The sequence below is a fragment of the Hyphomonas sp. genome, from assembly GCF_046313735.1.
In the GTDB taxonomy this organism is placed as follows: Bacteria; Pseudomonadota; Alphaproteobacteria; order Caulobacterales; family Hyphomonadaceae; genus Hyphomonas.
Genome location: NZ_JBKBXW010000027.1, coordinates 1 through 13,608, shown reverse-complemented (window position 1 = coordinate 13,608; position 13,608 = coordinate 1). Strand labels below are relative to the sequence as shown.

Sequence of the window (13,608 nt, the reverse complement as noted above, 5' to 3'; positions counted from 1 at the left end):
GGCTGAAATGTGGCATGAAAGCCACATGACGCTGGATGGACCGGGACTGGCGGAAGCAGGGGTGCGGCTCGACTTTATCAACGAGCGGCATAGGGCCGTGATTGCCCAGTCGGGCGCCACCGAAGCGATGTGGAACTGGATGCCCGTCATGCCGGAGGGCACCAGTTTCAACGCCTATTTCGATTTCATCCTCGCCGAGGCCCGCGCCGGGCGGATGGTGCCCTTCACCATATTCCGGGAGTCGGACGGGGCTTTCGCGGGCGTCATTTCCTATATGAACATCTTCCGGACGCACCGGCGGCTCCGGATCGGCTATCGCTGGCACCCGGAGGGGATGAACACCGGTCTCGTGCCGGCAGCAGTCTCGCTTGCGATGATCCGGCGCGCCCATGAATGCCGGTTCCAGCGCCTGGAATTCCTCGTCAATGTCGGCAACAAGGGCACGATCGCGGCGGTCGAGAGCCTCGGCGCGCAGAAGGAAGGGGTGCTGCGGCGCTTCCAGCGCAATGCCAGCGGCCTTTGGGGCGATGTCGCGATCTACTCCCTCGTCGGTACCGAAATTGACCTTACCGTTGATGCCCTGAGCGACCAGGTACGGGCCCTGCAGTCCGCGCAGGCTTGACCTGTCTGTGCATTCGTGGTTCACGCGGCGCCAAATCTCGCGCAACCTGACAAGCGCGCCCTGACCGGCACAAATCCCTATGAGGGATGGGAGGCCAGCGGGGCCCCCCGCCCGGCGACGTCTCGCTCGGCGGGGCTTTTCTGCTTTGCGCGCTGATTGAGGAGTAAACCGGCATGTTCGACGCCCTGAGCGAACGTCTTGGCAGTATCTTTGACGGCCTCACCGGCCGCGGCGCTCTGTCCGACAAGGATGTGAGCGAAGCGCTGCGCGAAATCCGCGTGGCACTGCTGGAAGCCGATGTCGCCCTCCCGGTCGTCAAGGATTTCGTGGAGAAAGTGAAGACCCGCGCCGTCGGCGAAGAGGTCATCCGCTCGGTCAAGCCCGGCCAGCAGGTCATCAAGATCGTCTATGACGCGCTCGTTGACATGCTCGGCGCCGATGAGGACGAAAGCCATCTGCGCGTCGACACGCCTCCGGCCGTCATGATGATGGCGGGCCTGCAGGGCTCGGGCAAGACGACCACGACCGGCAAGATCGCCAAACGCCTCGCGGAACGCGGCAAGAAGAAAATCCTCCTAGCCTCCCTCGACGTGCGCCGCCCCGCAGCGATGGAACAGCTGGCGATCCTCGCGAGCCAGGCCGGCGAAACCGTCAGCTCCCTGCCGATCATCGCCGGCCAGCTGCCCGCCGACATCGCCCGCCGCGCGCTGCAGGCGGCGAAGATCGGCGGCTATGACATCCTGATCCTCGACACGGCGGGCCGCACCTCGATCGACGAGCAGATGATGGCCGAGGCTGCCGAGATCGCAGCCATCGCCAAGCCCTCCGAAGTGCTCCTCGTCGCCGACGCCCTCACCGGCCAGGACGCGGTGGAAACTGCCCGCCGCTTCCATGAACGCCTGCCGCTCACCGGTCTCGTCCTGACACGGATGGACGGCGACGGGCGGGGCGGCGCGGCGCTCTCGATGCGCGCGGTCACCGGCCTGCCGATCAAATTCCTCGGCACGGGCGAAAAGCTCGACGGTCTCGATGCCTTCGATGCCCGCCGCGTGGCCGGCCGCATTCTGGGGCAGGGCGACATTGTCAGCCTCGTCGAAAAGGCCGCCGAACAGCTCGATGCCGAAAAGGCCGAGCGGATGGCCGCCAAGCTCAAGAAGGGCGAGTTCGACCTTGAAGACCTCGCCGAACAGCTGCGCCAGATGCAGCGCATGGGCGGCATTGGCGGTATCATGGGCATGATGCCCGGCGTGCGCAAAGCCAAGGAAGCGATGGCCGGCGCCAACCTGAACGACAACATCCTGAAGCGCCAGGAAGCGATCATCCTGTCGATGACGAAGGCGGAGCGCCGCAAGCCCGCGCTGCTGAATGCCTCGCGCAAGAAGCGCGTCGCGGCCGGCGCAGGTGTGGAAGTCTCCGAGGTCAACAAGCTCCTCAAGATGCATCTCCAGATGGCCACCATGATGAAGAAGATGCGCACCAAGGGCGGCATGAAGAACCTGCTCGGCGCAGCCCAGGCCGCCGGCCTTTCGCCCAACGACCTTGCCAAGATGGGCGGCGCCCCGGGCGGAATGCCGGGTATGCCCGGCGGCGGGCTTCCCGGCCTCGGCGGCGGCGGTCTGCCGGGCCTTCCCGGCAGCGGCCTGCCCGGCCTTCCGGGCGGAGGGAAAAAGAAATGACGAACCCCGACCAGACCCTCGCCCTGTTCCAGCTGAGCCAGCTGCGCGCGTCCATCGACAATATGGACTCGATCCTCATTCACACGCTGGCCGAGCGCTTCAAGCTGACCCAGCAGGTCGGCAAGCTGAAGGCGCTCCATCAGATGCCGCCGGCGGACAAGACCCGCGAGGCCCAGCAGATCGAGCGGCTGAAAACCCTCGCGCGCGAATCCGGGCTCGATCCCGCCTTCGCCGAGAAATTCCTCTCTTTCATCGTGGCGGAAGTCATCCGCCATCATGAGCAGATCCGCGGCCAGGAGGCCGAGTAACCAGAAACCCCGAGACGCCAAGCTACAGGAGACACCCCATGGCCCTCAAAATCAGGCTCGCCCGCGGCGGGTCCAAGAAACGCCCCTTCTATTCGATCGTCGTTGCCGACGCGCGCGCCCCGCGCGATGGCCGCTTCATCGAGAAGATCGGCACTTATGATCCGCGCCTCGCCAAGGATTCGGCTGACCGCGTGAAGGTCGACGCCGCCAAGGCTGCCGACTGGATCCGCAAGGGCGCCCAGCCGACCGACCGCGTCGCCCGCTTCCTCTCGAAAGTCGAAGTTGACGGCAAGCCCGTCGCCAGCTGGACCGCCTCGAACAACCCGAAGAAAGCCGAACCCGGCAAGAAAGCCCAGGAGCGCGCGAAAGAGCGTGCCGAGAAAGCCGCTGCCCGCGCAGCTGCTGCGGAAGCCCCGGCGGAAGCCGAAGGCTGAAACCTCGCCTGAGCGCGCCTCGGACAGGCCGGCGTCCTTCGTGAGGGCGCCGGCTTTTTCGTGTGCGCGGGCCTGAACCTCCGGGCAAGAAATCCTCAGGAGTCTGAACAATCGCAAACGCCGCCCGCTGGCGCCGTTCAGCCAGTCAGGGCTAGACAGGCCCGGTCAACCTCATGGAGCCCGATATGCCCGGCCGTTTCCTGCCCCGCGCCCTGCTCGCCGCCAGCCTCGCCATCCTGGCCTTCGTGCCCCTTGCCGATGCCCAGCGCGGCCCCGGCCAGCGCCCTGACCGCGACCCGCCCGGCCCGCCATCGATCATCCTCTATTCCGACACCAATCTGCGCGGCCAGTCTGTCGAGCTCACCGCCGACCAGCCGAACTTCAACAACATCCGCTTCAACGACCGTCCCCGCAGCGTGGAAGTCCGCAGCGGCGTCTGGCTGCTCTGCGCCGATGCCAACTATCGCGGCCGCTGTGACTATGTGGACCGCACGACCCGCAATCTCGGAGAGCTGAACCTGTCCGGCAATGTCTCCTCCGCCCGGCTGATGCCCTACACCCGCGGCCCGCGCAGCTATGACATCGTCTTCTTCGCGGATGGCAATTATGGCGGCCAGTTCGCCGGCTTTGACGAAGGCGAAGCCAATATCAGCTCCGCCAGTTTCAACGACATCGCCAGCTCCATCATGATCAACCGGGGCACCTGGCTCGTCTGCGAACATGCCGACTATCGCGGCCAGTGCGAGCTGCTCGATGCCTCGATCAGCGACCTGCGCACGATCGGCCTGAACGACAAGATCACCTCCTTCCGCCGCTATGATGTGCGCCGCGAAGGCCCGTGGCGCCGGCCCGTTCCGCCCCCGGGAGGCAACCTCCAGGGCGGGTTCGAGGGCGAACAGACCGTCTTCTTCCCGGCGCCCATGGAGTTTGGCCGCCGCATCCAGGACAGCTCCGGCGCCGCCACGCGCTTCTGCCGGAACATGGGCTTCTCCGAAGCCGTCTATAAAGCACCGGGCCCGGTTCTCTCCGACGTCGTCTGCCGCTAAACACCGGCATATGAAGTCACCGAACTCCGAAGACAGGCTGATACCCATGGGCGTCCTGAAGGGCGCCCATGGCGTTCGCGGCGAAGTGCGGGTGAAAAGCCTCACCGCCGAGCCCGAAGACCTGTTCACTTACGGCCCGCTGCTGGACGCCGGCGGTGCGGTCATCCTCACGCCGGTCTCTGCACGTCCCGGCAAGGAGCATTTCATCGTCCGCCCAAAGGAGTCGCTCCAGAAGGAAGACTGGGATGCCCGCCGGGGCCAGCTGCTGCATGTCCGCCGCTCCCGCCTGCCGGAGGCAGATGAGGACGAGTTCTATATCGAGGACCTTGTCGGGCTCGATGTCTTCGATGGCGGCGAGGCGCCCGCCGGCCGCATCCGCTCGGTGCAGGATTTCGGGGCAGGGGACCTCCTCGAAATCGACATGCCCGGCGCGCCGTCGACCGTCATGGTGCCCTTCACCCGCGCCGATGTGCCGGTCATCGACATGGCACGCCGCCGTGTGATCATCCCGGAACTCTCCCAGTGGGCGAATCCGGACACAGACTGATCGCCTCAGAGGCGCCTGCATTTTTCCGGCGATTGTTGCGGACCGTTCAGGTCGCTTGTGTCACGCTCCTGAAATAAGGACGAAAGGAGTCCACATGCGCATCCCGCCGCTGCGCCTCGCGCTGTCATTCTCGCTTCCCCTGCTGGCCGCAGGCCCGGCGCTCGCGAACCCCTATTATGATGACTACCAGCCCCCGGCTGCGATCGCCCTCTTCAGCGCCACCGGCTTTGCCGGCGAAGTGCGCGAAGCCTTCGATCCCTTCGCCACCCTCCACGATATCGCCTTCAACGACCGCGCCCGCTCGGTCGCTGTCCTCGCGGGCCAGTGGGAGCTCTGCGAGCACATCAATTTCACCGGCCGCTGCGTGTTCATCCGCGAGGATGTCGCCGATCTCGGCTGGTTCGGCCTCAACAATGCGGTTACCTCCATCCGGCCGATCTTTGAATATACCGAGGCCCTGCACGGCCTGATGTTCACCCGCGATGATTATGGCTACATCCGCTACGCCCATAATGCGAGCTATGGCTACAATACCTGGAATTACGGCTATTCCAGCACCGTCCATGTCAGCGTGCGCCATTACGGCTTCTCGTCTGATTACCTGCGCTTTGGCTATTACGATCCGCGCTGGGGCTACGATCCCTACGGCTTTGCCTGGAGCTATGGCGGCCCGCGCTATGTCTCCTATGTCTACCGCGTTCATCCGCGCCCCATCGTGATCAACAATTACTGGCGCACCAACTGGCACAACCGGCACCCGAAATGGGACCGCCGCAGCCACCGCGACGACTGGCGCCGCCCGCACAACTGGCGTGATGATGGCCGCCGGTCCGATTATGGGCGCGGCCATGGCGGCAGTCAGGGCCGGGGCGGGGACGATCGTGGCCGCCGGGGCGATGATGACCGCAGCCGGGGCGGATATGCCGGGCGCGGCGATTGGCGTGATGGCCGCCCGGATGGCCGGGGTCCTGGCGCCGGCCGGGGTGACTCAGGCCGCAGCGATGCAGGCCGGACAGAGTCAGGCCGCACAGATCCGGGCCGGCCGCGCGGCGGCGATGATCGCGGCCAGCGCACTGGCACCCGCAGCTTTGAAGCGGCCCCGCCCGCCGGCGGCGCGCGCCAGATCGCAGACCAGACCGGCTCGCGCGGCGGCGTCTCTGGCGAACGTCCCCGTGGCAACTTTGAAGGCCGCCCGGATCGCGGCACCCGTCCGGATGCCGGCGCGCCCACGGGCCGCTGGGGCGAGGGTCCGCGCAGCGGCGAATTCACGCGGCGCGAAGCGGGAGCCTTGCCTTCCGGCCGGTCCTCCCTCGGCAGCGCCCCCACGCCCGGCGCAGGCTCTGCGCCTCCGCCCACCCGGTCCTTCGACTCTGGCCGTGGCGGCCAGGGGGATCGCAGTGGCCGGCCCGCACGTCCGCAAACCGATGGCCTGATGGGCGGTCCTTCCGGCGGTTCTGGCCGTCCGGACGGCGCCCGGATGCGCGGCGACGGTGGCGGTTCACGCGGTGACGGAATGCGCAGCGGCGGCCGCGCCGCGCCGCCCCCGGCCATGCCATCAACCGTATCCGCGCCCCCGCCTTCGCGCCAATCGGCCCCGCCCGCTGGCCGGTCCGGCGGATGGGATGGCGGCAATCGCAGCGGCGCCAGTGGCGGCGGCGGGCGCAGCCAGTCTGCTTCCCCTCCGCCGCCAGCCCCCGCCGCCGTCTCGCGGCCCGCGCCGCCGCCCCGGATGGACACCGGTGGCAGCCGGCGGGGTGGTGATGGGGGATCAGGCCGTGAAAGCGGGAGCCGGTCCCGCGACTGATCCCGGCCCGGCGACCAATTACCCGGCGCTCCTCCTGCAAAGCCCTGTTCAACCTTCCTGATCCCGCCTAATCAGGAAGGGTCGGGATGAGGGAGACCGGGATGGCCGCAGAGTCGCACTCGCTCGACCTCGCACCCGTCATCATCCTTCTGGGCGCCGCCATTCTGGCCGTCCCGGTGTTCAAGCGCCTCGGTTTCGGCTCGGTCCTTGGCTATCTCGCGGCGGGTCTCGTCATCGGCCCGTTCGGCTTCGGGGTGTTCACAGAGCCGCAGACGATCCTGAACGTTGCCGAACTTGGCGTGGTGATGTTCCTCTTCATGATCGGGCTGGAAATGCAGCCCTCCCGCCTCTGGTCGATGCGGAAGGATATTTTCGGCCTTGGCCTTGCCCAGGTCGGCGGGTGCATTCTTCTCCTGTCGGTGGTCGGCCTCGCGCTAGGCTATCCTTACCAGGTCTCGCTGATCGCCGGCACAGGCTTCGTCCTCACCTCAACCGCCGTTGTCATCCAGATGCTGCAGGAACGCGGCGACCTCGCCAAGCCGCGAGGGCAGAAGATGATTTCCATCATGCTGCTGGAGGATCTTTCGATCGTCCCGCTTCTCGCGCTGGTCGCGTTCCTCGCGCCGGGCGCAGAAGATGTCAGCCTGACAGATCGGTTCATCGGCATCGCCATCGGCGTCGGCGCCATTGTTGGCCTCGTGATTGTCGGGCGCTATCTGATGAACCCGATCTTCCGGGTACTTGCCGCGGCTCGCGCGCGCGAGGTGATGACGGCCGCCGCGCTCCTCATCGTGGTGGGAGCGGCCTGGTGGATGGAACTTGGCGGGTTATCAATGGCCATGGGCGCCTTCCTCGCCGGTGTCCTCCTGTCGGAATCCTCCTACCGGCACGAGCTGAATGCTGACATCGAACCCTTTCGCGGCGTCCTGCTCGGTCTCTTCTTCCTCGCCGTGGGCATGTCGCTCGATCTCGACATCGTGGCCACCAACTGGCAGCTGATTGCCATCAGCGTGGCCGCCTTCACCGTCCTCAAGGGCGCCGGCGTTTACGTCATCGCGCGCCTGTTCCGCTCAAACCACCGCGAAGCCGTCGAGCGCACAGTCCTGATGACCCAGGGCGGGGAGTTCGCCTTCGTCCTCTATGCCGGCGCCCTCAGCGCCGGCCTGATTGATGCGGAGGGCAACGCCATCCTCACCGCCATCATCATCGTCTCCATGGTCATGACGCCGCTCTATGTGCTGATCCACGACCGGCTGATGCCTGAAGTCGCCGTCGATGCCTCCGGCGTCGAGACCCCACATGACGAGATCGGCACAGCCCTGCTCATCGGCTTCGGCCGCTTCGGCCAGGTCGTCAGCCAGCCCCTGCTGGCGCGCGGCTATACCGTCACCATCATCGACAACGATCCCGACACGATCCGCGTTGCCGCAGATTTCGGGTTCAAGGTCTGGTTCGGCGATGGCCAGCGTCTTGATATTCTCCAGGCGGCGGGCGCGCATCAGGCGGCATTGATTCTCGTCTGCATTGATGACCGGGCGGCCGCCACGAAGATCGTGGAGCTTGTCCGCCGCGATTTCCCCGGCGCGCTGATCCTCGCCCGCGCCTTTGACCGCGATCACGGTCTCGAACTTGTGAGAGCCGGCGCCGACTATCCCGTGCGCGAGACCTTCGAATCCGCCCTCAAATTCTCTCGCGCCGCCCTCGCACGCCTCGGAGAGCCCGAAGACGCCATCGACGACGCCCTCGCCGAAGTCCGCCGCCGCGACGAGGAACGCTTCGCCCTCCAGCTCACCGGCGGCATGTATGCCGGCCGCGAACTGATGTTCCGCACGAGCGGCGAGAGCGTGCCGATCAGCGTGAAGAACGAGGATCCTTCAGCGTAGTTGCCTCGGGTAGCAGAAGGAGGAAACGAATCCACCAAAAGGGGAAATCGATAGCGCCGGAAATGTGGTGGACATAAAAAGGTGGCTTCGAAGATGGGAGTCTACCATGTCTGCGCACGGACCTTTGGACCGCCTGCTAGAGCGAATTAAGAACACGTCCTCTACAAGGTTCAGCGCTTCGCACCGCGTTCACTTCAATTATGCAATGGCAAAGCTAACAGTGGTCGTGCTTTCCTTGTGGACGGTATTCTTTGCCTACTGCCTGACAACCAACCTGGAAGCGACCATTCCGTATAATCCTAGCATCATGCAGGCAGTTGGCGTTGTGTTGCCTGTATTTGTGGTGGTCTTCAGCTTAATCGAGGGGGGCGAAACATACCTTCGAGCTCACAATCTAGAGCTCAACGCGAGACAACTGAGAGAACTGGCCGACGAGCTAAAAGCGGAGGCCCTTGCTAATAGTAAGTCTCAACAGGCTATTGCCACAATCTACATTCAGTACGCCAAGAGGTACAACGACGCGCTCGAGAGATCGCCGATAAACCACAAAGACGTGGATCATTGGAGCAAACACTACGTAAGGCAGCGTCAAGACAGAACACAAAGATGGTCCTTTAGCTGGTGGTATTACGTAGCGATATCGCTGACTTTATGGATCAGGCGTCAAGCCCAGCGCGCTCTCTACGTAGGACTGTGGATGGTGCCGCTTTTTGTGTTTGATGCTCCGAGGAGCTTTCTGGCAGGCGCAGCTTAGGCTGCTTGTTCAAAAAGTTGGAAGAGCGCTAAGTCTCTCCCCATGTTCACCGCCACCGCCATCACCCTGATCCCGGAAGCCTGGCCCGGCCCGCTCGGCGCTTCGATCATCGGGCGTGCGCGCGCCGAAGGGCTGTGGGCGCTGGAAACGGTGGACCTGCGCGGCTTCGGCCTCGGCAAGCACAGGAAGGTCGACGACACCCCCGCCGGCGGCGGGGCCGGGCTCGTCATCCGCCCGGATGTCGCCGCTGCCGCCCTCGACAGCGTCCCCCGGGACGGCCGCCCCCGCATCTACCTCTCCCCGCGCGGGCCGCGTTTTGACCAGAACATGGCGCGCGACTGGGCCGCCGGGCCGGGCGTCGTCCTCTTCTGCGGCCGGTTCGAGGGGCTGGACGAGCGGGTGATCGAGGCCCGCGGCCTGCAGGAAGTCTCCCTGGGCGACTTTGTCCTCGCCGGCGGCGATGTCGCGGCCATGGCGATGCTGGAGGCCGCCGTGCGCCTCCTGCCCGGTGTGGCGGGCAATTCGGCCTCCCTGACAGGGGAATCCTTCGAGACCGGCCTCCTCGAACACCCCCAGTTTACCCTCCCGCGCGTCTGGGAAGACCGCCCCACGCCGGAGGTCCTCCTCTCCGGCGATCACAAGCGTATAGAAGAGTGGCGTCTCAGCCGCTCAAAGGCGTTGACTTTTGATCGCCGCCCCGATTTATACGCCGCTTACTCCGAAACCCCGACCCCTACTGCGCCGGAGACTGGCGATGAACCTGATTAAAGAGCTTGAGACGGCCGAAATGGCCCGCGTCCTCGGCGACAAGAAAATCCCCGCTTTCTCGCCCGGCGACACCCTCGCCGTGAACGTGAAGATCAAGGAAGGCGACCGCGAGCGCGTCCAGCGCTATGAGGGCGTGTGCATCGCCCGCGCCGGTGAAGGCCTCAATGAGAGCTTCACGGTCCGCAAGATCTCATTCGGCGAGGGCGTCGAGCGGGTGTTCCCCGTCGTCTCGCCGCTGATCGACTCGATCGAGGTGATCCGCAAGGGCCGCGTGCGCCGCGCGAAACTCTACTATCTGCGCGACCTGCGCGGCAAAGGTGCCCGGATCGCCGAGCGCACGACCGGCCACGGCATCGAAACGGCTGAAGTCGCCGTCTCGAAAACCGAGCGCCGCCGCCAGAAGGACGCCGAAAAGGCCGGCCGCAAGGAAGCCGCCGCCAAGGCCCGCGCCGAGAAGGCCGCCGCTGACGCAGCTGCCGCCGAGGCCGCCGCGGCTGAAGCTGCCGCTGCAGAAGCCGCTGCTGCTGAGGGCGGTGAAGCGTAAGCCTTCCGCCTCCAGGCCAATGATCTGAAACGCCCTCCCTTCGCGGAGGGCGTTTTCGCATCCGCAAGGCTTCCCTCCGCGCGCGCCATGGCTATTGTGCAGCGCCGAAGAGAGAGGCCGCCATGTCCGGGAAAACACTGTACGACAAGATCTGGGACGCGCATGTCGTCCACACCGACGCCGCCTCGGGCGAGAGCCTTCTCTATATCGATCTGCACCTTATCCATGAGGTCACGACGCCCCAGGCCTTTGCGGGCCTAAAAGCGGCCGGTCGCAAGGTGCGCCGCCCGGAACTGACCCTCGCCGTCGCTGATCACAACACGCCCACCGAGAACCAGGCCCTCGGCCTTGCGGGCGTGAAAGACGCCGAAGCCCGCAACCAGCTCGAAACCCTGTCGCGCAACGTTGCCGAACACGGCATCCATTTCTTCCCGATGGGCGACATCAATAACGGCATCGTGCATGTCGTCGGCCCGGAGCAGGGGCGCACCCAGCCCGGCATGACCATCGTCTGCGGCGACAGCCACACCTCCACCCACGGCGCCTTCGGCGCGCTGGCCCACGGCATCGGCACGTCGGAAGTCGAGCATGTGCTCGCGACCCAGACCCTGCGCGCCCGCAAGATGCAGAACATGGCGGTGGACGTCACAGGCCAGCTTCGCGAGGGCGTGACCGCCAAGGACCTCGCCCTCCACATCATTGCCATCACCGGCACCGCCGGCGGCACTGGCCATGTCATCGAATACCGCGGCGATGCCATCCGCGCCCTGTCGATGGAAGGCCGGATGACGCTCTGCAACCTCGCCATCGAAGGCGGCGCCCGTGCTGGCCTCGTCGCGCCAGATGATGTCACCTTCGACTATATGAAAGGCCGCCCCGCTGCGCCCAAGGCCGGCGCCTGGGAAATGGCCGAAGCCTTCTGGCGTACCCTCCGCTCCGATGACAATGCTGTGTTCGACACGGTGCTCCACATTCGCGGCGAGGAGGTCGAGCCGACGATCACCTGGGGCACCAGCCCGGAACAGGCGATCCCGCTCTCCGGCCTCATTCCGCGCCCGGAGGATTTCGCAGATCCCGTCAAGCGCGCCGCCTGCCAGCGCGCCCTCGAATACATGGGCCTTGAAGGCGGCAAGCCGATTGCCGGCACGCCCGTCCAGCGCGTCTTCATCGGCTCCTGTACCAACAGCCGGATCGAGGACCTTCGCGCCGCCGCAGACGTCGCAAAGGGCAACCGCGTAGCCCAAGGCGTCCGTGCCATGGTCGTGCCCGGCTCCGGCCTTGTGCGGGCGCAGGCCGAAAGCGAAGGCCTCGACCTCATCTTCATGGAAGCCGGCTTCGAATGGCGCGAGCCCGGCTGCTCGATGTGCCTCGGCATGAACCCGGATATCCTCTCCCCGAGCGAGCGCTGCGCGTCCACCTCGAACCGCAATTTCGAAGGCCGGCAGGGCAGGGGCGGACGCACCCACCTGATGAGCCCCACGCTTGCCGCCCGCGCCGCCATCACCGGCGTCATCGGATAATCAGACTACAGACAGAGCCACAAGGAATCGCCGGGATGACCGCAACCGACCTTACCCCCCGCCAGAACTGGACGCGCGAAGAAATCCGCGCGCTGTATGACCTTCCGCTCGACCAGCTCTTCGCCCGTGCCCTTGGCGTAAAGGCGGCGCATTGGGCGGACGGGGCGGTGCAGAAATCCCAGCTCCTCTCGATCAAGACCGGCGGCTGCCCCGAAGATTGCGGCTATTGCAGCCAGTCCGCCAAATTCGACACCGGCCTCAAGGCGGAGAAACTTCTCCCCCTTGAGGAAGTCGTCGAAACCGCCCGCCGCGCCAAGGCCAATGGCGCCGACCGGTTCTGCATGGGCGCGGCCTGGCGCAGCCTCAAGGACCGCGACCTGCCAAAGGTCGCCGAAATGATCACGGCGGTCAAAGCCGAAGGCCTCGAAACCTGCGTCACCCTCGGGATGCTCGAGGAAGGCCAGGCCGAAGCCCTGAAAGATGCCGGCCTCGACTATTACAACCACAACCTCGACACCTCGCGCGAATACTATGGCGAAGTCGTCAGCACCCGGACCTATGACGACCGGCTGGAAACGCTCGGCCGCGCCCGCCGCGCCGGCATCAAGCTCTGCTGCGGCGGCATCCTCGGCATGGGCGAAAGCCGCGAGGACCGCATCGGCCTGATCCATGAGCTCTCGCTCCTCTCGCCGCATCCGGAAAGCGTGCCCGTCAACAAGCTCGTCCCCATCAAGGGCACGCCGCTCGGCGGCAGCGAGGAACTCGACACGCTGGAGCTTGCCCGCGCCATCGCCGTCTGCCGCATCGTCTTCCCGAAAAGCTGGGTGCGCCTTTCCGCCGGGCGCGAAAGCATGAGCCCGGAAGGCCAGGCCCTCTGCCTTCTTGCTGGCGCCAACTCCATCTTCGTCGGCGACCGCCTCCTCACCACCCCCAACCCCGCGATGGACAAGGACGCCCGCCTTCTCGAATCCGTCGGTGGCGGCTGCGCGAAGTGCTGATACTCTGCCGGGGAGATGACAGCCTTCTCCCGCACGATCCTGCTTCCCTCGCCGCCGGATGATGTCTGGGCCGCAGTGCTCCGCCCGGCCCTGATGGTCCATATCGCCCGGCCCCTCGCCGTCATGAGCCTCAGCGGCGGCGCCCCCTGGCCAGACGAGTGGGCGCCCGGCGAACACCGCGTCGATGTCCGGCTGTTCGGTTTCCTGCCAGTGGGATGGCAGGTCATCGGCATCCATCTGTTGCCGGAAGAAAACGGCGTGCGCCGGGCTGAAGACCGGGGCTATAGCCCGCTGATCCGTCGCTGGCATCATGTCATCGAGGTTGCCCCGGCAGAAGCCGGCGGCACGCGCTACACAGACCGTCTCGACATCGACGCCGGCCTCCTGACGCCGTTCGTCTCCCTCTTCGCCCGCACCCTGTTCGCCCACCGCCAGCGTCGCCTGCGCCGCCTCGCCGAAGCCGGCTTCGATTTCACGCGCACCTGACACCTCAGCAACCCAAACTCTGTGGAACAAACCGCCCCCTATCCCCCATCATCGCCCCCCAAATCCCGCCCCAAACGTCCGTCATCCCGGAATTTGCGCAGCAAATATCCGGGACCTAGAAAGCAAGTGAATACAGGGCAAAGCATCGCTCCCGCCCTCCGCCCCGGATCAAATCCGGGCCGGAGCCCGGACGGCGATGGCAGAAATCCAATCCGACC

Annotated in this window: 14 protein-coding genes; all 14 read left to right on the top strand. The window is 65.8% G+C overall.

Going from position 1 to position 13,608, the window contains the following annotated elements:
• Positions 1 to 7: 7 nt before the first annotated feature.
• The 14 genes from ACK4SV_RS13240 (at position 8) to ACK4SV_RS13175 (ending at position 13,390) form a co-directional block, all read left to right on the top strand.
• Entirely contained in the window at positions 8 to 622 is a 615-nt protein-coding gene (locus ACK4SV_RS13240; RefSeq protein ID WP_409918312.1) for a GNAT family N-acetyltransferase, read from the top strand.
• 173 nt (positions 623 to 795) lie between these two features.
• Positions 796 to 2,298 (top strand): signal recognition particle protein, encoded by a 1,503-nt coding sequence (gene ffh / locus ACK4SV_RS13235; RefSeq protein WP_409918311.1) that lies wholly within the window; start codon positions 796 to 798, stop codon positions 2,296 to 2,298.
• Entirely contained in the window at positions 2,295 to 2,606 is a 312-nt protein-coding gene (locus tag ACK4SV_RS13230; RefSeq protein ID WP_409918310.1) for a chorismate mutase, read from the top strand. The genes ffh and ACK4SV_RS13230 overlap by 4 nt, the downstream gene beginning before the upstream one ends.
• A 38-nt stretch (positions 2,607 to 2,644) precedes the next feature.
• Positions 2,645 to 3,040, top strand: coding sequence for a 30S ribosomal protein S16 (rpsP, locus tag ACK4SV_RS13225; RefSeq protein ID WP_409918309.1), 396 nt, complete (start codon positions 2,645 to 2,647; stop codon positions 3,038 to 3,040).
• A 185-nt stretch (positions 3,041 to 3,225) separates the two neighbouring features.
• Positions 3,226 to 4,086, top strand: a complete 861-nt coding sequence (locus ACK4SV_RS13220) for a beta/gamma crystallin-related protein (RefSeq protein ID WP_409918308.1) — start codon at positions 3,226 to 3,228, stop codon at positions 4,084 to 4,086.
• 46 nt (positions 4,087 to 4,132) lie between these two features.
• Positions 4,133 to 4,633, top strand: a complete 501-nt coding sequence (rimM, locus tag ACK4SV_RS13215; RefSeq protein ID WP_409918307.1) for a ribosome maturation factor RimM — start codon at positions 4,133 to 4,135, stop codon at positions 4,631 to 4,633.
• A gap of 94 nt (positions 4,634 to 4,727) precedes the next feature.
• Positions 4,728 to 6,437 carry a beta/gamma crystallin-related protein gene (locus ACK4SV_RS13210; RefSeq protein WP_409918306.1) on the top strand — a complete coding sequence of 570 codons (1,710 nt, stop codon included), beginning with the start codon at positions 4,728 to 4,730 and terminating at the stop codon, positions 6,435 to 6,437.
• Between the two features lie 86 nt (positions 6,438 to 6,523).
• A complete protein-coding gene (locus ACK4SV_RS13205) occupies positions 6,524 to 8,320 on the top strand; it encodes a monovalent cation:proton antiporter-2 (CPA2) family protein (protein WP_409918305.1) in 1,797 nt (598 codons plus the stop codon).
• A 106-nt stretch (positions 8,321 to 8,426) separates the two neighbouring features.
• Complete coding sequence (locus ACK4SV_RS13200; RefSeq protein ID WP_409918304.1) at positions 8,427 to 9,074, top strand: SLATT domain-containing protein; 648 nt, start codon at positions 8,427 to 8,429, stop codon at positions 9,072 to 9,074.
• Between the two features lie 42 nt (positions 9,075 to 9,116).
• Positions 9,117 to 9,842, top strand: coding sequence for a tRNA (guanosine(37)-N1)-methyltransferase TrmD (gene trmD / locus ACK4SV_RS13195; RefSeq protein WP_409918303.1), 726 nt, complete (start codon positions 9,117 to 9,119; stop codon positions 9,840 to 9,842).
• The gene (rplS, locus tag ACK4SV_RS13190; RefSeq protein WP_409918302.1) at positions 9,829 to 10,386 is read left to right on the top strand and encodes a 50S ribosomal protein L19; all 558 of its coding nucleotides are present in this window, start codon (positions 9,829 to 9,831) and stop codon (positions 10,384 to 10,386) included. Before trmD ends, rplS begins: the two co-directional genes overlap by 14 nt.
• A gap of 122 nt (positions 10,387 to 10,508) precedes the next feature.
• Positions 10,509 to 11,906: a 3-isopropylmalate dehydratase large subunit gene (gene leuC / locus ACK4SV_RS13185; RefSeq protein ID WP_409918301.1), complete on the top strand. Its 1,398-nt coding sequence runs from the start codon at positions 10,509 to 10,511 to the stop codon at positions 11,904 to 11,906.
• 35 nt (positions 11,907 to 11,941) lie between these two features.
• Positions 11,942 to 12,904: a biotin synthase BioB gene (gene bioB, locus ACK4SV_RS13180; protein ID WP_409918300.1), complete on the top strand. Its 963-nt coding sequence runs from the start codon at positions 11,942 to 11,944 to the stop codon at positions 12,902 to 12,904.
• Positions 12,905 to 12,919: 15 nt separating this feature from the next.
• Complete coding sequence (locus ACK4SV_RS13175; RefSeq protein ID WP_409918299.1) at positions 12,920 to 13,390, top strand: hypothetical protein; 471 nt, start codon at positions 12,920 to 12,922, stop codon at positions 13,388 to 13,390.
• The last annotated feature ends 218 nt before the right edge of the window (positions 13,391 to 13,608 follow it).